The sequence below is a fragment of the Mucilaginibacter rivuli genome, assembly GCF_019391655.1.
GTDB classification, from domain to species: domain Bacteria; phylum Bacteroidota; class Bacteroidia; order Sphingobacteriales; family Sphingobacteriaceae; genus Mucilaginibacter; species Mucilaginibacter rivuli.
The window spans coordinates 63,294-86,073 of record NZ_JAHXPQ010000003.1 but is presented as its reverse complement, the minus strand read 5'-3'; the positions used below and the strand labels follow the sequence as shown (position 1 = coordinate 86,073).

The following is a 22,780-nucleotide window of genomic DNA, read 5'->3' as shown; positions in this document are numbered from 1 at the left end:
ATGAGTTATTATACCAGGATACTGCTTTTTATAGTTTTAATACTACGCTGCGCAATTACAGTTAATGCGCAGCAAACCATTCCGCTGTTTTTTGAGAAGGTGTACTTGCATACCGACAGGGATGTTTATACCCAGGGCGAAAATATTTGGTTTAAGGCTTACCTGGTTGACGCACAAAATAACAAACCTATCAATTACAGTCATAACCTGTATGTAGAATTGATATCGCCGGGTTTAAAAATAAAGCAACACCACCTCATCAGGCTGGAAAACGGTTTAGGTACCGGCGATTTTAAATTGCCAGATACCATATCTGCAGGTAAGTACCGCATCAGGGCGTATACCAACTGGATGCGTAATTTTGGCGATAATTTTGTGTTCGAAAAAAACATTACAGTGGTTAACGCTTCGGATACCAAAACAAGTGCTGCAGCGCAAATAAAGCCGGTACGTAGGTTAAAAAAGAAACAGCCGGTCATTTCTAAACAAGATACTTTGCCCAGCGGCCCACTCGTTAGGTTTTTGCCTGAAGGCGGTACATTAGTTAATGATGTTACATCCGTTGTAGCGGTAAAGGCCGAAGATGAGCACGGTAAAGGGATCCCGGTTAACGGAACTGTATTGGCATCATCGGGCAGGGTAGTTGCTAAGTTTACCTGTGATAGCCTGGGCTTTGGCTCGTTCAATTTAACACCCGATGAAACGCAACGTTATCACGCCAACGTGATGATAAAGAACCAGCCTTATGATTTTAAATTAAGGAATAGCACAAAAAAAGGTTTTGTAATGGGGGTGAGTGTGGTAAGCCCCTCCATAGCTGTTGATATCAGTTGTAGTGAGCGTATGCTTCGTGAATCGGGCGGGGCAAATCTGGTCATTATCGCCAGGCATGGCGGCAAAATAATTTATAACGACCAGTTGCGTGTACAATCAAAAGAAGTATTTGTTAATATACCCGATGCCAATTTCCCGGAAGGTATTGCTGCTATTACTTTGTATGATGACCACTCGGTGCCTTTGTGCGAGCGTTTGGTATATGTACGCAAGCCGGGTAATTATGCCCTTAAAGTAAATACAGATAAGGCATTGTATAAGTCTAAAGAAAAGGTAACTGTAAAAATAAAGCTCGATAAAACGCAACATGCCAACTTATCATTATCGGCTATTGACGAAAATGTATCGGCGGTTAAGCCTGAAAATATCTTAACCTATCTTGAACTTACTTCAGAACTTAAGGGTGTGATAGAGCATCCCGAAAGGTATTTTGATACTACTAATACTAACAGGTATAAGCAACTGGATCTGCTGCTGCTCACCCAGGGCTGGCGCGATTTTGTATGGAAGCGTATTGCCGATACCACGCTCAAAATATCATATGAGGTAGAGCAGGCCATTAGCATTACCGGCCGGGTGCGCAAGGTTTGGGCCGATAAACCCATGCCTAATATCAATGTTACCATGTTTGCGCCAAAGGCAACAGGCGATAAATTGTTTACCGCGGTAACTGATTCATCGGGCAGGTTTAATATTGATGGCGCGGTATTTTATGGCTACCAATACCTAAATTTCACCTCACGTAGCAGCAATGGCATAAAGGCCGATGGGAGGAGCAAAGGTAAAACCGGGGGATACATCCGTGTTGATTCCCTTTTCAGGGATAGCCTGCCTGTTCATGCGGCTGTACTTGCTCCGGAAGATACCATACCTTTAACATCCGACGCGTTAATTGCGCGTGATAAAATAAGGCAAAAGTTTAGTTTTGAGGGTGTTAATAATTTAAGTGCCGTGCAAATTAAAGGCTACACCAATATGCTACCCGAAGAAGTGCACCCTATAACTTTAGCCGAGCAAAAAGATTATGGCAGTTTGTTACAATACCTGTTGTATATGATAGGTGGTACTCATAGTGAGTTGGGTAATGGGTGCCATGTGCAAGTTGAGGATCCATCACCGGGTATTATTTTGCAATATGGCTATTTTCCGGCTCATACCGTTTCAATCAGAGGGGTGTACTCAGATAACTCTAAAATAGATTACCGTTTTGTTTGTGATGATGACTACCTGGGCCAGCCTATGGACCATATCCTGAAAGTAACTATAAACCGCCGCGAAACAGTTTATGGTATAATGCATTCGGTATTTGTAGTGATGAGGCCCGGTGTTTTAGAAAAAGATGTTTTTGACCATACTATGGCCAATATTGAAGGCTATGCCAAAGAACGTACTTTTTTTGCGCCACGGTATGAGGCCCCTGATACTAAGCCCGATTACCGTACCACCATACATTGGGAGCCAAACATTACTACCAATGCTAACGGAGAAGCTACAATAAGCTTTTATAATGCCGATCCGAAAAGTAAGATAAGGCTGGTGGTTCAGGGTATTACAGATAAAGGCATACCGGTAGTGGCATCATCAGTATATGAGGTAAAATAAGGTCCTGCGATAATGTTATTTGCATCCTGATGCATAAATCAATACATTTAGGCTTCAGCAAGCGATTAATGAAAGATTACTTTGACCTAAAGAAAAACAACACCACAACCTTAACCGAAATACTTGCCGGTACATCATCCTTTTTAGCTACTGCCTACATTATAGTAGTTAACCCTGCTATATTGAGCAAAGCGGGTTTGCCCTTTGCGGGAGTATTAACCGCTACCATAATCGTATCGTTTTTTAGCAGCTTAATGATGGGACTGTATGCCAAAAATCCCATCATCGTTGCTCCGGGTATGGGTTTGAATGCATTTTTTACCTTTTCGGTGGTTTTAGGTATGAAGGTGCCCTGGCCTGTAGCTCTTGGTGCTGTATTTTGGGCTGGTGTTATATTTTTGCTGCTCTCTGTTTTTAATATCCGTACCTATATTGTTAAAGCCATACCCAAAACATTACGCTATGCTACATCTGTTGGTATTGGTTTATTTATCGCGCTGATAGGTTTTGTAAATGCTAAGTTTTTGGTAGCCAATCCGGCTACAATAATAGGTTTTGGTAAATTAGATGCTGCCTTGCTCACTTTTATCGCAGGTATACTGTTAACATCGGTACTTGTTATTTACCGGGTAAAGGGCGCTATTTTGATAGGGATAGTAGCTACAACTTTAGCCGCGTTACCTATCGGTCGTTTTTGGGGAGGGGGGCAGCCATTGATCAACCTTGGCGGCGATATATTTTCCGCGCCTGATTTTAGCCTCATCTTTAAACTCGACCTGGTTCATTCTTTAACATGGGCAATGGTGCCGGTCATCTTCGCTTTTGTATTTACCGATATGTTCGACAGCCTTTCAACATTCATCGGTTTATCCGAGGCATCAAATTTATTAGATGAGAGCGGCGAGCCGCAACATGTAAAACAAGCCTTGCTTACCGATGCCGTGGCTACAACAATAGCGGGTATAGCAGGCTCAAGTCCGGGTACGGCGTATATTGAATCGGCTGTAGGTATTGAGGCAGGTGGCCGTACAGGTTTAACAGCAATTGTTGGCGGCTTATGGTTTTTGCCCTTCCTTTTTTTGGCGCCATTGCTTTCGGTGGTGCCTGCCATAGCTACGGCGCCCGCGCTGGTATTGGTAGGCGTATTTATGATGCGCCCGGTTACAAAAATAAACTGGACCGAACTTGATGATGCCATACCGGCCTTTTTAGCCATGGTACTGATACCTTTTACTTACTCCATAACGCAAGGCATCACATGGGGCTTTTTAAGCTATTCGTTACTCAAATTATTCAGCGACAAGGCAAAAGAAGTAAGCATTACCCTTTGGATAATTGATGCCTTTTGCATTTTAGGCTTAATACTCGCGTAAATAACACCTTTATATGAAAAAACTGATACCCTTTGTTTTATTAATGCTTAGCGTGCAATACCTGTTTGCACAAGTATCGTTGCCAACAGTTCAGGGCAATTATAGCGGGCGGGCTGCTAATCAAAATATAACAGCGGTTTTAGGAGCTTTTCCGGCAGAAGTTGCTTTGATACATAGCCTCATCAAAGAACCCAAAGAGCTGGTATTTCAAGGCATCCATTTCACCGAGGGTATGTTAAATGGCAGGCACATTGTTTTGGCACAAACAGGTATAGGCAAGGTAAATGCTGCTATAACTACTACTTTATTATTAGATCATTTTAACCCGCGCGAAGTATTGTTTTCGGGTATAGCAGGAGGGGTAAACCCTAAATTATTGCCCGGCGACCTGGTTATAGGGACAAGCGTGGCTTATCATGATTATGGCGCTATTACACCCGATAGTATGCTGCGGGGGCCAACAAAAGACCCGATAACATTACAGGATAATCCCTTATATTTTCCGTGTTCCAGGCCCTTGATAGAACTGGCGGAAAATGTGAGTAAAACTGTAAGTTTTCACATCATAGGTAAACGCACGCCAAAGGTTATTGAAGGCGTGATAGTTACCGGCGATGTTTTTGTATCATCGGCAACAGCCACAAAACAACTTTATCAAAAAATGAAGGCCGAAGCTACCGAAATGGAGGGTGCATCAGTAGGGCAAACCTGCTGGCAGCAGCATGTTCCGTTTTTGGTGATACGTAGCCTGAGCGATAATGCCAGCGAAACGGCGCATGAAGATGTTGCCACCTTTTACAAAATTGCTGCCGAAAACTCGGCTAATTTGGTGATTGCTATTGTAGGAAAACTATAATTAAAGTAACTTAGGCGCACAGATTTTATTATAATTTGCACGTTTGATATAGTATTTTAATAAGATTTGCTTTTATTTACTATTAATAAAATAATTATTACATGCTAACACCACCACCAAACAACAGCCAAAACGGCTCGCTTGATGAGCTTGATTTTTCAATTTTAATGCTGCTGCAGCAGGATGGCCGTATGTCGTTCACGGTAATGGCCGAGAAATTAGGGGTGTCTATCAGCAATATACGTATGCGTGTAGGTAAACTGATAGAAGATAAAACCATCCAGATAGTAGGTAGGGTTAACCCCGAAAAAGTAGGTTTTCATGCGTATGCGCACATAAAAGTATCGGTAAGACCGGCAAACCTTATCCAAAATGTAACAGATAGATTGATGCATTTGCCCGAGATCAGTTTCCTGGCAACCACTTCAGGCGATTTTGATATCGAAGTAGATGTAATGTGCCGCGATAACACCCATTTGGTTGAACTGATAAACGAACACATTAGTTGTATTGAAGGTGTGTATCAAACCAAAACAGATATGTACTTTAAGGTATTAAAATTAGCGCAGCCTGATCTGGGTTCGTTAAGATAATGACTGATATTTTTGCTCATCCTGCGCCCCCTTTGCAGGATGATTTTTTAAACCTGAAAACATTTTTTGCAAAAAATGTTTAATTAATTGCATTTTTTACTTTTTTCTGTTTACTTTTAATTTAATTTACTGAATTAAGGAGTGAAGGAAATCCAAACTTACCTGATTTGAATCGTATTGCTGAGTCTGAACTAATTGTAAATTCACGTGGTGCTATTTACCATTTAGATGTTAAACCCGATGAAATATCCACCAACATTATAACCGTTGGCGATCCTGACAGGGTGGGAGAAGTAAGTAAACACTTCGATAAAGTTGAAGTTAAGCGTGCTCACCGGGAGTTTGTAACGCATACGGGTTATATTGGTAAAAAGCGGGTTTCGGTAGTTTCAACAGGTATTGGTACTGATAATATAGATATTGTATTTAACGAACTGGACGCATTGGTGAATATTGATTTTGCAACACGTACAGTAAACCAGGAGTTAAAGCAATTGAGCATTATCCGTATTGGTACATCTGGTTCTTTACAGAGGGATTTCCCGGTAGATAGCTTTTTGGCATCAACACACGGTTTGGGTATTGATAACCTGATGAACTTTTATGATGTGCAGGCTAATGATACAGGCAACCTGATATTAAACGAGTTTATTACACAAACGGGCTTATCGGGAAAGGTATCGGCACCTTACATTAACGCGTGTGATGAAGGCTTGTTAAAGCAGTTTGATAGGGGTTTCCATAAAGGCATCACAGTAACCTGTCCGGGTTTTTATGGCCCGCAAGGTAGGGTACTGAGGTTGGGTTTAAGCAATCCGGGTTTTATTGATAAGCTGAGCGATTTTAAATACAAAGATCTCATTATCAGTAATTTTGAAATGGAGACGGCAGGTATTTATGGTTTGGGTGCCGCCTTGGGGCACAAAACCATCAGTCTGAACGCGTTGATAGCCAACCGTATAACAGGGGCGTTTTCAAAAGATCCGGGTGCAACGGTAAATGCATTAATAGAAAAAACGCTTGGAATAATTGCAAGCAATTAAAACAGAATAGTATAATACAAACAGAATGAAATATAGTCCGGTTCAGAATTTTATAAGTGGCCAGTTTACAAATGCCAGCACTGCAAAAAATATGCAGGTAGTATCGCCTGTTGATGGCACATTATTGTCTACAGTACCCATGTCAACCGCCGCCGATTTGGATGTGGCAGTTACTTCGGCTAAAGCCGCCTTTAAAAAATGGTCGGCCACGCCAATAAAAGAACGCGTGCAGGTTTTCTTTAAATACAAAACCTTGTTAGAGAGAGATTTGGTTGAATTATCAAAATTGGTGCAGGAAGAGAACGGCAAAACCTACGGTGAAGCAGTTGCCGAAATTGAAAAATCTATCGAACTCACAGAATTTGCCTGCTCCTTACCACAACTGGTAACAGGCGAGTTATTGGAAGTAAGCCGTGGTATAGAGTGCCGTACGGAATATGTGCCTTTGGGTGTGGTTGCGTCTATCGTGCCTTTCAACTTCCCAAGCATGGTACCTAACTGGACCTTGCCGAACGCTATCGCTTTAGGTAATTGTTTAATTATTAAACCATCCGAAAAGGTGCCATTAAGCGTTGGTAAAATTGCTGAATTGTTAAAAGAAGCAGGTTTACCCGATGGTGTATTAAGCATTGTTCATGGCGATAGCGAAATTGTAAATGCTATTTGCGATCATCCGGGGATTGAGGCGGTATCCTTTGTAGGATCTACCAAAGTAGCCAAGATCGTTTATCAACGTGCCACATCAAACCTGAAACGCTGCCTTGCTTTAGGTGGTGCTAAGAACCACTTATTGGTGTTACCTGATGCGATACCGGGAATGACGGCGCAAAATATCACCGCATCAATGAGCGGTTGCGCTGGCCAGCGTTGTATGGCGGCCTCGGCTATGGTAGGTGTGGGCGATGTTGATCATATCATAGACCAATTGGTTGCCGAGGCAAAAAAAGTGATCCCCGGCGACAACCTGGGCGCGGTGATCAGCAAAGAATCAAGAGACAGGATAGAAGCATACATTACCAGTGCCGAAAAACAAGGTGCTAAAATATTATTGGATGGCCGCAAGCCAAATGTTCCCGGCAAGGAGAACGGCTATTATGTTGGCCCGACGGTTATAGATTATGTAACTCCCGAAATGGATGTAGCTAAAGAAGAAATATTCGGCCCGGTGATTAGTATTATGCGCACCAAAACGCTGGATGAAGCTTTAGCTATAGAGAATGCGAACGCATACGGTAATGCCGCTTCGGTATTTACCCAAAACGGCGGCGCGGCGCGCTATGTTATTAATAATGCAAGCGCAGGCATGGTGGGTGTGAATGTGGGTGTACCTGTTCCACGCGAGCCATTCTCGTTTGGTGGCTGGAACGAAAGTAAATTCGGCGTGGGCGATATCACCGGCAAAAGCTCGATAGAGTTTTGGACGAAACTGAAAAAATCAACCACCAAATGGAACCCGGAAGCGGGAGTGAATTGGATGAGTTGAGTTAGTTTATTGGTTCATTTGTTGATTAGTGTTTTGTCGCTAAAATATTGAACTACACCATCAATGAACCAATGACAATTGAACTAATGAACAAAATATTAAATTGCTAAGACCAATAAACAAATGAACGAAGCAACTAATGAACTAATGACAGAAACGGAAGAGATACTTCAAAATAGTTTCGACTATACGCTGTTTTCCTGGAGCAAGCAAAAAGGTATTGCGCCCATTGCGATAAAACATGCCGAGGGCATTTACCTGTACGATTACGAAGGCAAACGCTACATGGATTTTTCATCGGGACTGATGAACGTGAACATTGGCCACGGTAACCAACGTGTTACCCAAGCTGTTATGGAGCAAATGCAGCAGGTAAGTTATGTTACGCCAAGCTGCGTAACTAAGGCCCGTGGCGAACTGGGTAAAAAACTGGCGGAGATATCGCCCGGTAATTTGACTAAGACATTATTTACCGTTTGCGGTGCTACGGCGATAGAGAACGCTATAAAACTCGCGCGGATATATACCGGCAGGCATAAAATAATAACCCGTTACCGGGCTTTTCATGGTGCTTCTTATGGCGCAATGACCGCAGGCGGAGACCCTCGTAAACTGGCATCCGATTCACAACAGGCACCAAATTTTGTGCATGTTGAGGACCCATATTGCTATCGTTGCCCCTGGGGTAAAGAGATGAGCAGTTGTAACCGCGAGTGTGTGAGCCATATTGAGCGTGTGCTCGAATTTGAAGGCCCCGAAAACGTAGCCGCCATTTTAATGGAGGGCGAAAGTGGTACTTCAGGCTGTATCAAATACCCGCCTGATTATTTACAAAAACTACGCGCACTATGCGATAAGCACGGTATTTTGCTAATAGCTGATGAAGTAATGAGCGGCTTTGGCCGTACAGGCCATTGGTTTGGTGTGGATAATAATGGTGGTGTGGTGCCTGATATGATCGCGACAGCTAAAGGTATTACCGCGGGTTATTTGCCGTTGGGTGCTTTGATCGTAACCGATAAAATTGCCGCGGCTTTTGATGATAAGCCATTGATGCTGGGATTAACCTATTCTGCTCACCCGGTAAGCTGCGCGGCAGGGGTAGAAGTATTGAAAATTTACGAAGACGAAAACCTGATAGAAAATGCCGCCAACATGGGCGCGTATATTGATGCCAAAGCGAACGAGATGAAGAAAATTCATCCAAGCATTGGCGATTTCAGAAATACAGGTTTGCTTGGTTGTTTTGAGTTGGTGAAGAACCGTAATACAAAAGAACCAATGGCACCATACAACGCCAAAGCGGATGAAATGGTGATAATGAACAAGGTTGCCGGTAAAATTAAAGAACTGGGCATGTACGCCTTTGTTCGCTGGAACTACATTTTCATAGCGCCGCCGTTGAGTATTACCAAAGAGCAGGTTGATGAAGGTATGGCTATCATATCGCAAGCCATTGCCATTGCCGATGAATATGTTTATTGATTAGTTTTTCACTAAATTTATCCATGTCAAAAACCGAATCAGCAGCCGCACAAATAGAAGACCTGCAATATTACAGCGAGGACCTCGCGCCCATACCCGCCGATAAGCGCACGTGGGGCACCTGGAACTACGCCGCGCTGTGGATAAGCATGAGCCTCTGCATCCCTACCTATATGCTCGCCAGCTCGTTAATTGAAGGCGGCATGAACTGGTGGCAAGCCATTGTAACTATTTTAGTTGGCAACAGTATTGTGCTCATTCCCATGATATTAAACGGCAGGGCTGGAGCTAAATATGGCATCCCGTTCCCGGTAATGGCAAGGGCGAGCTTTGGTTTAAAAGGTGCAAATATCCCTGCTATGTTAAGAGCGGTTATCGCTTGCGGCTGGTTCGGTATACAAACATGGATAGGCGGTTTCGCGCTGTATCAAATGGCACACTTGTGGATACCTTCAATAGCCACGCTTCCGCAGATATTCCCTGCATCATGGGGTTTGCAAACCGGCCCGGCTTTGATGTTCTTTTTGTTTTGGCTATTGAATATGTACGTGGTTTATTTGGGTGTTGATAGCATTAAGAAACTCTTGGTTTTTAAAGCCTTCTTTTTACCTGTAGCTGCTTTGGCATTGTTGTATTGGGCCATCAACGCAAGCCATGGTTTAGGACCGGTTTTGGCACAGCCATCAAAGTTTAAAACTACTGCCGAGTTCTGGAAAGCGTTTTTTCCTTCCCTTACGGGGATGATTGGCTTTTGGGCCACGCTTTCGCTGAATATTCCTGATTTTACACGTTATGCTAAAAGTCAGAAGGCACAGCAATGGGGGCAGGCTATCGGTCTACCGCCATCTATGACAATATTTTCGTTCATCGGCGTGGTGGTAACATCGGCAACGTTCATCATTTACGGCACTACCATTTGGGATCCGGTTGTATTGGCGGGTAAATTTGATAGCAAGCTATTGGTGAGTATCGCCATGATAGCTGTAGCGCTGTCAACATTGGCAACAAACATTGCAGCAAACATTGTTAGCCCCGCTAATGATTTTGCTAACCTCTCACCAAAGAAAATTGATTTTAAATTAGGCGGTTATATCACCGGCGTTATCGGTATCTGCATTTTCCCATGGAAATTAATCGCTGATCCATCGGGCTATATTTTTACCTGGCTGGTTGGGTATTCGGGTTTACTGGGTCCTATCGGTGGCATCATGATCGCTGACTATTACTTCGTGCGTAAGCAAAATTTACATGTGAAGGAGTTGTATCGCGAAAGCGGTCGTTATACTTTCGGTAACGGTTTTAACGGACTGGCCATCATATCTTTAATATTAGGTATCGCGCCAAATATACCGGGCTTTTTAGCCATTATTCATGTGCTGCCCGCAGGTTCGGTTTGGCCATGGCTGGTTGATGTTTACAGTTATGCGTGGTTCGCGGGGTTCTTTATTTCGGGTTTGGTTTACCTGCTGCTGATGCGCAACCAAACCGAAACCGTTACCGCGAACGAATTACAGGAAGGAGAATTGAATGTCAGTATTAATTAAAAACGGCAGGGTTATCACGGTTGATAACGACACCATAGCCGATATATTCATTGAGGGCGAAACGGTATCCGCCATCGGCAAAAACTTGAATGTGAAGGCCGACAAAGAGATAGATGCCAAAGGCATGTTGGTATTTCCTGGTGGGATAGACCCACACGTGCATTTATCAATGCCGTTTATGGGGACGTTTTCCAGCGATACCTATGAAACCGGTACACGTGCCGCGCTTTTTGGCGGGACGACAACGGTTATCGATTTTGTGTTGCAAACACAGGGGCACAGCCTGAAGGATGCGTTAACCGACTGGCAATCTCGGGCAACCGGTACCGCTGTAGGCGATTACAGCTTCCACATGGCGGTTACTGATTTTAACGATAATACAAAGGCCGAGATACAACAAATGGTGGAGGATGAGGGCATAACCTCATTCAAAACATTTATGGCCTATAAAGGAGCTCTGATGGTTGATGACCGTCAGATGGTTGGTTTGATGAGTGAAGTGAAAAAGCAGGGTGGGATGGTTACGGCACATGCTACCAACGGGGATTTGATTGATTACCTTGTGGCAAAACATCGGGCCGAAGGAAAGCTATCCCCCCTGTATCACTTCTTATCGCAACCCGAAGTTACCGAGGCCGAAGCCTCCAACCGTTTTGCACAACTGGCAGGTTATACAGGCTGCCCGGCATACATCGTACACCTAACCTGCGAGGGCGCGTTAAACGCTGTGCGCGATGCCAGCAAACGCAACCACAACGTAATGGCCGAAACCTGTATCCAGTATTTGATTTTGGATGCTTCGCTCTACGAAAATGATTTTGAAGGCGCTAAATGGGTGATGAGTCCGCCGTTGCGGCTGAAAAAAGACCAGGATTCACTTTGGAACGGTATTAACCAGGGCCATTTACAAGTAGTTGCTACCGACCATTGCCCTTTTATGTGGGAGCAAAAGCTGATGGGTAAAGACGATTTCAGCAAGATACCCAACGGGCACCCGGCGATCGAGAACCGTTTTGAATTGCTCTACTCCGAAGGGGTAGCCAAAGGCAAAATTAGCATTAACAAGTTTGTGGAAGTTGCAAGCACCAATGCCGCCAAAATATTCGGCATGTTTCCCCGTAAGGGAACCATATCTGTGGGCAGCGATGCCGATATTGTGATTTTCGACCCGAATGCCAAACACAAGATCTCTGCCGAAACTCACCACATGAACGTGGATTACAGCGGTTACGAAGGCTGGGAGGTAGAAGGTAAGGTGAAAACCGTATTGCTACGTGGCACGGTTGCCATCGATGGTGAAGAATGTAAGGTGGTGAAAGGCAACGGCCAGTTCATCAAGCGTAAAAAAGTTACCGGATTTATATAAAGAACATTAACTGACCTTATTATAAAAAATTTACATGCCAAGAATTATTAAATCGGGCTTAATACAAATGAGCCTGCCGAAAACGGAAGGCGAGGGCACCATACCCGAGATTGTGGATGCCATGGTGCAAAAGCATATCCCTTACATCGAAAAAGCGGGAGAGGCAGGCGTGCAGATACTTTGCCTGCAGGAGATTTTTAACACCCCTTACTTTTGCCCGGGACAAGATGCCAAATGGTATGCCTCGGCAGAAAGCGTGCCCGGCCCGACAACCGACCTGATGGCGACCTACGCCAAAAAGTATAACATGGTGATCATCGTTCCTATTTACGAAAAGGAACAGGCGGGTGTGTTGTATAACACTGCGGCAGTTATTGATGCTGATGGTACTTACCTCGGAAAATACCGCAAGAACCATATCCCGCAAACCAATGGCTTTTGGGAAAAGTTTTTCTTTAAACCGGGCAATTTAGGTTACCCCGTTTTTCAAACTAAATATGCTAAAGTGGGTGTTTATATCTGCTACGACAGGCATTTCCCTGATGGCGCACGTTGTTTGGGATTGAATGGCGCAGAGATCGTATACAATCCATCGGCTACTGTTGCAGGTTTGTCGCAATATCTATGGAAACTGGAACAACCTGCTCACGCAGCGGCAAACGGCTATTTTATGGGCTGCATTAACCGTGTTGGCGAAGAAAAGCCATGGAACCTGGGCCGCTTTTACGGTTCATCGTACCACGTTGACCCGCGCGGACAAATACTGGCCACTGCATCAGAATATGATGATGAACTACTAATAACCGAGTTCGATCTGGATATGATAGACGAAGTACGCAGCACCTGGCAGTTCTTCCGCGACAGGAGACCGGAGACTTACGGGCCGATAACGGAGTTGTAAGTTGCAAGAATCCCGCCTTCGCTAAAGCTACGGCGGGCGAAGCAAGAGAGAAAAAAATAAATTCGAAATTGAACATTCGATATTCGAAATAGGAGTAAATCCGAAATCGAACATCCGAAATCCGAAATAAAAATATGTCAATAACAAATTTCAGGCTTACCGCCGATGAGTACGAGGCGAATTTCGCTGATATTCATCCGCCATTCGAAAACCTGACCGCGGCGCTGGTGGAGGCCAACCGCTGTATTTACTGCTATGATGCGCCCTGCATGAAATCGTGCCCGACGAGTATCGACGTGCCGAAATTCATTAAGCAAATAGCTAACGAGAACATTAAAGGTTCGGCACACACCATTTTTTCATCCAATATTATGGGTGGGGGCTGCTCCAAGGTTTGTCCGGTTGAAAAGCTGTGCGAAGGCGCCTGCGTGTACAACCTGATGGATGAAGAGCCGATACAGATAGCGCGTTTGCAGCGTTACTCAACCGAAAAAGCCATCGCCAATAAATGGCCGCTGTTTATCCGCAAACCGTCCAACGGTAAAAGGGTAGCGGTTATTGGTGCAGGTCCGGCAGGATTATCCTGCGCTCACGTTTTATCCCGCGAAGGAATTGACGTGACCGTTTACGAGAAAGAAGCAAAAGGCGGTGGTTTAATGACATATGGTATTGCTGCCTACAAAGTAACGCCGCAATTCTGCGAAGATGAGGTAGAATACATCCTGTCAATCGGCGGTATCGAAATAAAATACAACCAGGAGTTGGGCAGAGATATTTCGCTGACCGATCTGCAAAGCCAGTATGATGCCGTTTATGTAGGTATTGGCGTTGGCCTGGCGCGACAACTGTCAATCCCCGGCGAACATTTGGATGGTGTTGTTGATGCGATCAGCTTTATTTACGATATCCGCAGCAAAGGTTTCGACCAGGTGAAGGTAGGCGAGAAGGTTGCCGTTATCGGGATGGGCATGACGGCTATTGATGCCGCTACGCAAGCCAAACGCTTAGGGGCCAAAGAAGTAACGATGCTTTACCGCCGTACACAAGAAGAAATGCCTTGTACCGAAGTTGAACTGAATATTGCCAAGCTTGACGGCTGCCGTATTGTGTGGTTAGCCGCGCCAAAACATGTTGTTGGCGATGAGCATGGCAAAGTAAAGCAAATAGTTTGCAGCACCATGGTTTTGGGTGAACCCGATACCAGCGGCCGCCGCTCGCCTGTTGATACGGGTGAAACTATGACGCTTGATGTAGACATGATCATCAAAGCGGCAGGGCAAATGCCTTTCGAAAACCTGATTGCCGAAACCAACCTTGCCAACCAATACGGTAAAATTACCATCGCCGAAAACGGCGTAACCAGTATTGATGGCATCTTCGCCGGTGGCGATTGCGTTAACGGTGGTAAAGAAGTGGTAGATGCCGTGCAAGCGGGTAAAGATGGAGCACAGGGGATTTTGAATTATTTAATGGTGGGATAAGTTATTAGGTGATTGGGTTATTGGGTTATTAAGTTGATAGATAACTAACCAAATAATCCTCCTAATAACTCAACAACTAATAGCACAATAACTAAACAACAAACATGGCCGATATATCATCAGATTTTTTAGGAATTAAATCGCCGAACCCGTTTTGGCTGGCCAGCGCGCCGCCAACGGATAAAAAGATAAACGTAATGCGCGCCTTTGAGGCAGGCTGGGGTGGCGTGGTATGGAAAACCCTTGGCAGCCAGGTGAAGAACGTATCCTCACGCTACTCGGCGGTCGATTACCATGGCAGCCGCGTAATGGGTTTCAATAACATCGAACTCATCAGCGACAGGCCGCTGGATATCAACCTGAAAGAGATCCGCGAAGTATTAAAAGAGTTCCCCGACAGGGCGATGGTGATTTCGCTCATGGCGGATAATACCAAAGAAAGCTGGCACGAACTCATTAAAAAAGTAGAAGATACCGGCGCACACGGTTTAGAACTCAACTTCGGCTGCCCGCACGGCATGACGGAGCGCGGCATGGGTGCCGCCGTGGGCCAGGATCCTGAAATTGCCCGTATGGTGGTGGAATGGGTAATGGAAATAGCTACTATTCCGGTAATAACCAAACTGACCCCAAATGTACACTCTGTTGTGCCTACAGGCCTGGCTTCGGTACTTGGGGGTACAGATGCGTTATCGCTTATCAATACCATACAATCGGTAACCGGGGTTGATCTGGATAGCTTTGTGCCTAACCCTAATGTAGCCGGTAAATCAACCTTCGGCGGCTATTGCGGCCCGGCGGTTAAGCCTATCGCGTTAAAAATGCTGACCACCATCGCGCAGAATGAAACCACACGTAAGGTGCCAATTTCGGGCATAGGAGGTGTAAGCACATGGCGCGATGCTGTTGAGTTTATGTTATTGGGCGCATCCAACGTACAGGTATGTACAGCCGCGATGAAACATGGCTTCCGTATTGTTGAGGATATGATAGAAGGCCTCAATTACTGGATGGACGAAAAAGGCTTTAAAAAGCTGGATGACTTTATCGGTAAATCGGTGCCAACGATGACGCATTGGGAAGACCTTGATATCAATTATCACATTGTGGCTAACATTAATCAGGATAAATGTGTGCATTGCGGTTTGTGCTATATTGCCTGCGAGGATACATCACATCAATCTATCAACCTGGATTATGGCAAGCCTTATAACAAGTATACCATTAAAGAAGAAGAGTGTGTTGGATGCAACTTATGCCAACTGGTTTGCCCCGTTGATGATTGTATTACTATGGTTGAACAACGTAAAGCCCCTGAGTATTTAAACTGGAAAGACTATCAGCGCTTAGGATTGCCCCTAAACGACCATTAAAGTACTATAAAATTAGCTTTTATAGCCCTTTAACTTGCTTAAAGGGCTATTTTGGTTTCTGAATATTACTAAAATGTTAATTTGGTATTAAATTATTGTAAATAAATTCGTAAAAACTATTGTTTTTGATAAAAACTATCGTTAAATTAGATTTTTAGTGCAAAAATTGCAGTCTATTGCATTAAAACACTAAAAATCGCCACGGGTTTGTGAGGTGGATGTACACGTTTTTTTATCAAATTAATCAATAGTGTTATGTATCCTGAAATTGAAGTAGCTATACAGCAAAGTTTTGAAGGCGCTCCCCAGCCCAACGATCTGGCAAAGGTTAACGCGCAAAAATTAATCAAATACATTACCCATAAGGGCCTGCATGAATCAAACATGGTTAGTACCACCTGGACAGGTGGCCTGAGTATGTTCCTGACGCTGAAAGAATGGCAATTTCATATGCAGGCCAATAACGAAGGCCGGATAGTTTACATCGTATTCAAAGGTTCAAACCAATTAGATTGCGGTAGTTTGCATTGTGACGAATATATACCCGTGCTGATATACTATTTAAATACTATAAAGCTGAGTGCTGCATAGTACCGTTCGGTACCGAATTAACCAATGTTTGTAAATAATTCCAATCGCCTGCGTGTTTTATAAAAATTGTTGTTATATTAGTATTATAATGCAAAAAATGCATTTATAAATTATTATAAGATAATTTCGATTTTTTATCGTAATTATTTAACAATGTGTTAATGGAGAAGACAGATAAAATACGTAAGGCGTTCGAGAATAAAACCTGGCAGGAAATTAAGGTAAGCGACTCATGGCACATTTTTAAGATAATGGCCGAGTTTGTTGATGGATTTGAGAAATTGGCCAGGATAGGCCCGTGTGTGTCGATATTTGGCTCAGCACGTACCAAGCAAGACCATAAATATTACCAGCTAACTGAAGAGATAGCCGCACTGTTAACCAAACAAGGTTATGGTGTGATATCGGGCGGAGGACCTGGTATTATGGAAGCCGCAAATAAAGGGGCATTTGAAGCGGGTGGTAAATCCGTTGGCCTGGGTATCGAACTTCCTTTCGAGTTGTTTGAAAATAAGTTTATCGATCGGGATAAACTATTGGAATTTAAGTACTTTTTTGTGCGGAAGGTGATGTTTATGAAGTACTCACAAGGCTTTGTGGTAATGCCGGGCGGTATGGGTACGCTTGATGAACTTTTTGAAGCGATAACCCTGATACAAACCGGAAAAATAGCCCGGTTTCCGATTGTTTTGGTAGGAAGCGCTTATTGGAACGGCTTGTTAAATTGGGTAACCGAAAAAATGCTGGCCGCCGGAAACATCAAAGAAGAAGACCTTCAATTGTACAAGGTGGTTGATACGGCCGAAGATGCTGCTAACCACATTATTGAGTTTTATGAGACATACGTCATCAAGCCAAATTTTTAATGGCATAACATGGAAGAAGACAAGAAGATACATGAAATACAGAGCCCGGTAAAGTCGGGGCTAAAAACAAAATCGGCTATTGTTGATAACTGGTTGCCCAGGTATTCGGGCAGGCCATTGGAAGATTTTACAGAATACATCATCCTGACCAATTTTTCTAAATACCTGGAAATGTTTTCGGAGTGGCACGGCAACGCGCCAATAATTGGTATTGATAAACCCATGCAAAGCGTATCTGCAGATGGTATCACCATCATGAACTTTGGTATGGGGAGCGCCCTGGCCGCTACGGTAATGGACTTGCTTACAGCGATAAAGCCTAAAGCCGTTGTGTTTTTAGGGAAATGCGGTGGTTTAAAAAGTAAAAATAAGGTTGGCGACCTGATATTGCCCATAGCCGCCATACGCGGCGAAGGTACATCTAACGATTATATGCCTGCCGAGGTACCGGCCTTACCGGCATTCGCGCTGCAAAAAGCGATATCAACCACCATACGCGACCTTGAGCGGGATTACTGGACAGGCACTTGCTATACTACCAACCGCCGGGTTTGGGAGCATGATAAAAAGTTTAAAAAGTACTTGCGCAGCTTGCGTGCAATGGCTATCGATATGGAAACCGCTACCATATTTACCACTGGCTTCGCTAACAAAATACCAACAGGCGCCGTGTTGTTGGTATCAGATCAGCCAATGATACCTGAAGGGGTAAAGACTGCCGAGAGCGATACAAGCGTTACCGCTAACTATGTGGAAACACACCTGAAGGTAGGTATAGAATCACTTAAGCAACTCATAAATAACAAGCTTACAGTTAAGCATTTAAGATTTTGATTTAAACAGAAAAGGCTCGTTATTAACGAGCCTTTTCTGTTTAATGTTATATATTATTTCAGTCGGCGTTAGCCCTGAACATCAATGCGCCAACGGTAAGGTTAGTACGGCTGTCTATCAGTATCGCGCCGCCATTGGCTTTATTCTCCTGGTAAAGATCGAAAGCAAGTGGGTCGGCAGTTTTGATCACTACACGGCCTATATCATTCAAATTAAAGCTCTCTGCAGATACTTTATCCAACGTGTTAATATTTACCTTATGTAACACATCGCTTATCTTACAACGTGTGGTTTTGCTGTTGTGCTGTATCAGGTAGGTAAGGCTGGCATCCATTGGTTTGGTATCCATCCAGCAAAGGTCAGCCTCAATTAGTTGAGATACCGTAGGTAAATACTTGGCATTCACCAATGTATCGCCTCGGCTGATGTCAATTTCATCAGCCAGGTGCACGGTTACCGACATGCCTGCCGATGCTTCCGCAGGCTCCTGATCAAAAAACTCTATTTTGCTGATGGTGGAGCTAAAGCCCGATGGTAAAACAGTTATCGCATCATTTACTTTAAACGAACCACTCGCAACACGACCGGCATAACCACGGTAATCATGCAATTCTTCTGTTTGCGGGCGGATGATCCATTGTATCGGCATACGTGCATGATCTGTACTATCATCAATAGCCACCGGTACGGTTTCTAAATGATCTAACAGGCTTTTGCCTTGGTACCATATCATGTTAACAGATTCGTGTACAATGTTATCGCCTTTTAATGCGCTAACCGGTATATAACTTACCTCGTTCAGGTTAAGTTTTGCGGCCATGGCCTGGTAATCCTTAACAATGTTGTTGAATACCTCTTCGCTGTAATCAACCATGTCCATCTTATTCACGGCAACTACCACATGCTGTAAAGCCAAAAGCGATACCAGGTATGAGTGGCGTATAGTTTGCTCTATCACACCTTTACGCGCATCTATCAATATAATAGCCAGGTCAGCGTTAGATGCACCGGTAACCATATTACGGGTGTATTGAATATGCCCCGGGGTATCGGCAATAATGAATTTACGCTTCTCAGTCTGGAAGTACTTGTAAGCCACATCAATAGTGATGCCCTGCTCTCGCTCTGCTTTCAAGCCATCTGTTAAAATAGCGAGGTCAATTGTACCATCGTCATTTTTACGGTTTGATGCCTGCAACGCTTCTAACTGATCCTGTAATATTGATTCACTATCGTACAGCAAACGGCCAATAAGGGTACTTTTACCATCATCAACACTGCCTGCTGTTAAAAATTTTAATATGTCCATTTGTGTTTATGTAAGATGGAAGAGGTAAGACGGAAGATGTGTTTGTACATTTTCCGTCTTACATCTTCCGTTTTCCATCAAAAATAACCGCCTTTTTTCCTGTCTTCCATTGCCGCTTCCGATACTTTATCATCCATGCGGGCACCGCGTTCGCTAATTTTCGATTCACTGATCTCGTTAATGATATCATCGATCTCGAACGCGTCCGATTCTACTGCAGCGGTACAGGTCATGTCGCCAACAGTACGGAAACGTACGTTACGGCGTTCAATCACATCCTCGCTATCCATGTTTAAGGCCTTGGCTGCAGCCATTAACTGGCCGTTGCGGGTAATTACATCACGCTGGTGTGCAAAGTAGATAGATGGCAAAGCAATATTTTCTCTGCGGATATAATTCCAAACGTCAAGCTCGGTCCAGTTACTTATCGGGAATACCCTTACGTTCTCGCCTTTGTGTATTTTACCATTGTACAGGTTCCATAGCTCGGGGCGTTGGCGTTTTGGGTCCCATTGGCCAAACTCATCGCGTACCGAAAATATGCGTTCTTTAGCGCGGGCTTTCTCTTCATCACGGCGTGCGCCGCCTATACAAGCGTCAAACTTGTGTTTTTCAATGGTGTTTAGTAGCGTAACTGTTTGTAATGAGTTACGGCTGGCGTTCTTACCTTTTTGCTCAATAACGCGGCCGGCATCAATATCATCCTGTACATAACCTACGATCAGCTTTTCGCCAATGCGGTCTACCATCTCATCACGATACGAAATGGTTTCAGGAAAGTTATGACCGGTATCAATGTGTACCAGCGGGAACGGGAATTTACCCGGACGGAAAGCCTTTTCGGCCAGGCGTACCAGGGTAATAGAATCTTTACCGCCCGAAAACAGCAGTGCAGGTTTTTCAAACTGCCCGGCTACCTCGCGCAAAATGTAAATTGCTTCGGCTTCCAGGTCGTCTAAATAATTTAGTTTGTTTTTACTCATTTTTGTTCAGTACTTACTTCATGCAGTCCACACTCTTTTTTCGATTGATCTTCCCACCACCAGCGGCCGGCGCGAAAATCTTCACCTTCCCGTACCGCACGTGTGCATGGTGCACAGCCAATACTTGGGAAACCTTTATCATGAAGCGGATTATAGGGTATATTATATTCTTTAATGTATGCTTTAACTTCGTCAAGGCTCCAGCTGTAAATAGGATGGAACTTGATCAGCTGGTGTACCTCATCCGGTTCAAGGTTATCCATATGCTGCCTGTTGGCACTTTGTTCTGCACGGATACCGGTTATCCATACATCATTGCCGGCAAGGGCACGGTTTAACGGCTCAACCTTGCGGATACCGCAACACTCTTTACGGTTCTCAACCGATTCGTAAAAGCTGCTTGGGCCTTTGCTGCTTACCAGCCGTTCTACAGCTTCTGTATTAGGATAGTAGGCATGTATATTTTCGCCATAACGCTCTAAGGTGCGGCCCCAAACATAATAAGTTTCCGGGAACAGGCGGCCTGTTTCTAAGGTGAAAACCTTTATGGGTAGCTTGTTGGCAAATATCATGTGACTGATTACCTGGTCTTCCCAGCCAAAACTGGTCGAAAAAATGACCTTGCCCGGGAATAGTTCGGCAAGCAAGGTTAATGCCTCAACAGGGCCGAGGTTAGTTAGCTGCGCTCTTATTTTCTCTATCGAACCTACCATCACTACAATACTTTAACAACAAACTTTTGAATGCTGTATAAACTGATCAAAATTACAATAACGCCTACAGATACCATAATAGCTTTTGTAGATATTTTATTGGATATCCTTGCCGCGATAGGAGATGCCAACGCACTACCAACTATCAAGCCTAAAACAGCTTCCCATTTTGAATTGGAGTTAGCCAGCATCAGGATGAATGTGACAGAGCTTATCAGGGCGATAAAAAAACGCGATAGCTTAACTGTACCTAAAGAGAACCTTGGATTGCGGCCACCAGCTATTAATGATGATAATACAATAGAACCCCAACCGCCGCCACCAACAGCATCAATAAAACCGCCTCCAAAACCCAATAAGCTAATACGTTTAATTTTGCCTGAGGCTCTTTTATATTTTGGTTTAAAGGCTTTTGACAAGATAACACCGCCCAGTATCAGGGTATATAATGATACTACAGGCTTTGTATAGGTGCTGTAATGCTCTAATGATGATATTAAAAAAGCGCCTAAACCGGCACCTATAGCACCAGGGATAAGCAATAGCCAAAACAAACGCCAGTTTACGTTACCCATACGGTAATGCATCCAGCCGGCTATGCCATTACTTAATATTTCGGACAGGTGAACACCCATACTGGCAACAGCAGGAGGGATACCCATAGTTAACGAAAAGGTAGTTGATGTAACACCGTATGACATCCCAATGGCGCCATCTATCATAGAAAAGATAAAGCCGGCAATAAAAAAGTAGTAAAATATAGGTTGTATATTACCTACAAAGCTTTGAAAAGCAGGGTCTTTTAACCAGAAAGCATAAATGGTGATACCAAGTGATGCCACAATAGTGCACCAAATTATCCATTTAAAGTTTTTTTCGGCAGATGTATTGGCTACAATTTCCTGCTCCTCGGTGGGCTCAACCAGTATTGATGTTACTTCGTTCAGCTTTTTTACTTTCGATGCAAAATCGCCTGTAAGCGTTTCTCTCAGGGCGCTCATTTGTTGAAGGGTGGTATCTAACTCTTCGGGTATACTTTCGTTCAGCACTTCTTTTAGTCTTTTGGCTACCGTTGGCGATTTTCCGTTGGTAGATATTGCTACCTTAAGATCTCCTTTTTGTACAATGGAACCCAGGTAAAAATCACACAATGATGGCTTATCAGCCACATTTATTAATAAATTATGTTGTTTGGCTAAGGTTCTGATGTAGTTATTCAACTCTTCGTTTCCTGTAGCAACTACCACAATGTTCACATCCTTCAAATCATCTTCGGCAAATGATTTTTTTAAAATATTCACTTTTGGGAAACGTTCAGCCAGTTGGTAAACCTCACCCGAAACCTGCTCGGCAATAATGGTTACTTTAGCTTCGGTGCTGTTATTCAGTATAGCGCCTAATTTCTCAAAGCCTACATTACCCGCGCCAACTAACAGGGTATGCAACTCGTTCAGCTTTAAAAAAACCGGGAACAGTTGGTTACCATCCGGTGTTATTTCCGGAGTTAATGTTGGTGCATTATTTTTTGGTGACGAGCTCATAGGTAAATA

General features: G+C 43.9%; 19 protein-coding genes. 15 read left to right on the top strand and 4 right to left on the bottom strand.

The window, feature by feature from the left end:
• The 15 genes from KXQ82_RS07605 to KXQ82_RS07535 all read left to right on the top strand — a co-directional run bounded on the left by KXQ82_RS07605 (position 1) and on the right by KXQ82_RS07535 (position 18,225).
• Positions 1 to 2,436 carry an MG2 domain-containing protein gene (locus KXQ82_RS07605; protein ID WP_219487587.1) on the top strand — a complete coding sequence of 812 codons (2,436 nt, stop codon included), beginning with the start codon at positions 1 to 3 and terminating at the stop codon, positions 2,434 to 2,436.
• Between the two features lie 29 nt (positions 2,437 to 2,465).
• Complete coding sequence (locus tag KXQ82_RS07600) at positions 2,466 to 3,809, top strand: NCS2 family permease (RefSeq protein ID WP_255563512.1); 1,344 nt, start codon at positions 2,466 to 2,468, stop codon at positions 3,807 to 3,809.
• 13 nt (positions 3,810 to 3,822) lie between these two features.
• Positions 3,823 to 4,665, top strand: coding sequence for a 5'-methylthioadenosine/adenosylhomocysteine nucleosidase (locus KXQ82_RS07595; RefSeq protein WP_255563511.1), 843 nt, complete (start codon positions 3,823 to 3,825; stop codon positions 4,663 to 4,665).
• Between the two features lie 101 nt (positions 4,666 to 4,766).
• A complete protein-coding gene (locus KXQ82_RS07590; RefSeq protein ID WP_219487586.1) occupies positions 4,767 to 5,258 on the top strand; it encodes an Lrp/AsnC family transcriptional regulator in 492 nt (163 codons plus the stop codon).
• 167 nt (positions 5,259 to 5,425) lie between these two features.
• Positions 5,426 to 6,301 (top strand): nucleoside phosphorylase, encoded by an 876-nt coding sequence (locus KXQ82_RS07585; RefSeq protein WP_219487585.1) that lies wholly within the window; start codon positions 5,426 to 5,428, stop codon positions 6,299 to 6,301.
• 25 nt (positions 6,302 to 6,326) lie between these two features.
• Positions 6,327 to 7,784: a CoA-acylating methylmalonate-semialdehyde dehydrogenase gene (locus KXQ82_RS07580; RefSeq protein ID WP_219487584.1), complete on the top strand. Its 1,458-nt coding sequence runs from the start codon at positions 6,327 to 6,329 to the stop codon at positions 7,782 to 7,784.
• 123 nt (positions 7,785 to 7,907) lie between these two features.
• Positions 7,908 to 9,269 (top strand): aminotransferase class III-fold pyridoxal phosphate-dependent enzyme, encoded by a 1,362-nt coding sequence (locus tag KXQ82_RS07575; RefSeq protein ID WP_219487583.1) that lies wholly within the window; start codon positions 7,908 to 7,910, stop codon positions 9,267 to 9,269.
• A 23-nt stretch (positions 9,270 to 9,292) separates the two neighbouring features.
• The gene (locus KXQ82_RS07570) at positions 9,293 to 10,813 is read left to right on the top strand and encodes an NCS1 family nucleobase:cation symporter-1 (RefSeq protein WP_219487582.1); all 1,521 of its coding nucleotides are present in this window, start codon (positions 9,293 to 9,295) and stop codon (positions 10,811 to 10,813) included.
• Positions 10,797 to 12,179: a dihydropyrimidinase gene (hydA, locus tag KXQ82_RS07565; protein ID WP_219487581.1), complete on the top strand. Its 1,383-nt coding sequence runs from the start codon at positions 10,797 to 10,799 to the stop codon at positions 12,177 to 12,179. The genes KXQ82_RS07570 and hydA overlap by 17 nt, the downstream gene beginning before the upstream one ends.
• Before the next feature lie 34 nt (positions 12,180 to 12,213).
• Positions 12,214 to 13,080, top strand: coding sequence for a nitrilase-related carbon-nitrogen hydrolase (locus tag KXQ82_RS07560; protein ID WP_219487580.1), 867 nt, complete (start codon positions 12,214 to 12,216; stop codon positions 13,078 to 13,080).
• Positions 13,081 to 13,214: 134 nt separating this feature from the next.
• A complete protein-coding gene (locus KXQ82_RS07555; protein ID WP_219487579.1) occupies positions 13,215 to 14,561 on the top strand; it encodes an NAD(P)-dependent oxidoreductase in 1,347 nt (448 codons plus the stop codon).
• Positions 14,562 to 14,665: 104 nt separating this feature from the next.
• On the top strand, positions 14,666 to 15,934 hold the full coding sequence (preA, locus tag KXQ82_RS07550; protein ID WP_219487578.1) for an NAD-dependent dihydropyrimidine dehydrogenase subunit PreA: 1,269 nt from the start codon (positions 14,666 to 14,668) through the stop codon (positions 15,932 to 15,934).
• Positions 15,935 to 16,189: 255 nt separating this feature from the next.
• Complete coding sequence (locus KXQ82_RS07545; protein WP_219487577.1) at positions 16,190 to 16,525, top strand: hypothetical protein; 336 nt, start codon at positions 16,190 to 16,192, stop codon at positions 16,523 to 16,525.
• 161 nt (positions 16,526 to 16,686) lie between these two features.
• Complete coding sequence (locus KXQ82_RS07540) at positions 16,687 to 17,391, top strand: LOG family protein (protein ID WP_219487576.1); 705 nt, start codon at positions 16,687 to 16,689, stop codon at positions 17,389 to 17,391.
• A gap of 9 nt (positions 17,392 to 17,400) precedes the next feature.
• Positions 17,401 to 18,225 carry an AMP nucleosidase gene (locus KXQ82_RS07535; protein WP_219487575.1) on the top strand — a complete coding sequence of 275 codons (825 nt, stop codon included), beginning with the start codon at positions 17,401 to 17,403 and terminating at the stop codon, positions 18,223 to 18,225.
• Between the two features lie 58 nt (positions 18,226 to 18,283).
• Here the strand turns inward: KXQ82_RS07535 and KXQ82_RS07530 are convergent, their stop codons facing one another.
• From KXQ82_RS07530 to KXQ82_RS07515, 4 genes are all read right to left on the bottom strand, one after another.
• Positions 18,284 to 19,534, bottom strand: a complete 1,251-nt coding sequence (locus tag KXQ82_RS07530) for a sulfate adenylyltransferase subunit 1 (protein WP_219487574.1) — start codon at positions 19,532 to 19,534, stop codon at positions 18,284 to 18,286.
• A gap of 77 nt (positions 19,535 to 19,611) precedes the next feature.
• Positions 19,612 to 20,517, bottom strand: a complete 906-nt coding sequence (gene cysD / locus KXQ82_RS07525) for a sulfate adenylyltransferase subunit CysD (RefSeq protein WP_219487573.1) — start codon at positions 20,515 to 20,517, stop codon at positions 19,612 to 19,614.
• Complete coding sequence (locus tag KXQ82_RS07520) at positions 20,514 to 21,230, bottom strand: phosphoadenylyl-sulfate reductase (protein ID WP_219487572.1); 717 nt, start codon at positions 21,228 to 21,230, stop codon at positions 20,514 to 20,516. The genes cysD and KXQ82_RS07520 overlap by 4 nt, the downstream gene beginning before the upstream one ends.
• A 2-nt stretch (positions 21,231 to 21,232) precedes the next feature.
• Positions 21,233 to 22,771, bottom strand: coding sequence for a TSUP family transporter (locus KXQ82_RS07515; RefSeq protein WP_219487571.1), 1,539 nt, complete (start codon positions 22,769 to 22,771; stop codon positions 21,233 to 21,235).
• Positions 22,772 to 22,780: the final 9 nt, after the last annotated feature.

Bases quoted from the DNA above. Each gene is read 5' to 3' on its own strand.
- KXQ82_RS07605 (WP_219487587.1), top strand. From the start codon at position 1: ATGAGTTATTATACCAGGATACTGCTTTTTATAGTTTTAATACTACGC.
- KXQ82_RS07600 (WP_255563512.1), top strand. From the start codon at position 2,466: ATGCATAAATCAATACATTTAGGCTTCAGCAAGCGATTAATGAAAGAT.
- KXQ82_RS07595 (WP_255563511.1), top strand. From the start codon at position 3,823: ATGAAAAAACTGATACCCTTTGTTTTATTAATGCTTAGCGTGCAATAC.
- KXQ82_RS07590 (WP_219487586.1), top strand. From the start codon at position 4,767: ATGCTAACACCACCACCAAACAACAGCCAAAACGGCTCGCTTGATGAG.
- KXQ82_RS07580 (WP_219487584.1), top strand. From the start codon at position 6,327: ATGAAATATAGTCCGGTTCAGAATTTTATAAGTGGCCAGTTTACAAAT.
- KXQ82_RS07575 (WP_219487583.1), top strand. From the start codon at position 7,908: ATGAACGAAGCAACTAATGAACTAATGACAGAAACGGAAGAGATACTT.
- KXQ82_RS07570 (WP_219487582.1), top strand. From the start codon at position 9,293: ATGTCAAAAACCGAATCAGCAGCCGCACAAATAGAAGACCTGCAATAT.
- hydA (WP_219487581.1), top strand. From the start codon at position 10,797: ATGTCAGTATTAATTAAAAACGGCAGGGTTATCACGGTTGATAACGAC.
- KXQ82_RS07560 (WP_219487580.1), top strand. From the start codon at position 12,214: ATGCCAAGAATTATTAAATCGGGCTTAATACAAATGAGCCTGCCGAAA.
- KXQ82_RS07555 (WP_219487579.1), top strand. From the start codon at position 13,215: ATGTCAATAACAAATTTCAGGCTTACCGCCGATGAGTACGAGGCGAAT.
- preA (WP_219487578.1), top strand. From the start codon at position 14,666: ATGGCCGATATATCATCAGATTTTTTAGGAATTAAATCGCCGAACCCG.
- KXQ82_RS07545 (WP_219487577.1), top strand. From the start codon at position 16,190: ATGTATCCTGAAATTGAAGTAGCTATACAGCAAAGTTTTGAAGGCGCT.
- KXQ82_RS07540 (WP_219487576.1), top strand. From the start codon at position 16,687: ATGGAGAAGACAGATAAAATACGTAAGGCGTTCGAGAATAAAACCTGG.
- KXQ82_RS07535 (WP_219487575.1), top strand. From the start codon at position 17,401: ATGGAAGAAGACAAGAAGATACATGAAATACAGAGCCCGGTAAAGTCG.
- KXQ82_RS07530 (WP_219487574.1), bottom strand. From the start codon at position 19,534: ATGGACATATTAAAATTTTTAACAGCAGGCAGTGTTGATGATGGTAAA.
- cysD (WP_219487573.1), bottom strand. From the start codon at position 20,517: ATGAGTAAAAACAAACTAAATTATTTAGACGACCTGGAAGCCGAAGCA.
- KXQ82_RS07520 (WP_219487572.1), bottom strand. From the start codon at position 21,230: ATGGTAGGTTCGATAGAGAAAATAAGAGCGCAGCTAACTAACCTCGGC.
- KXQ82_RS07515 (WP_219487571.1), bottom strand. From the start codon at position 22,771: ATGAGCTCGTCACCAAAAAATAATGCACCAACATTAACTCCGGAAATA.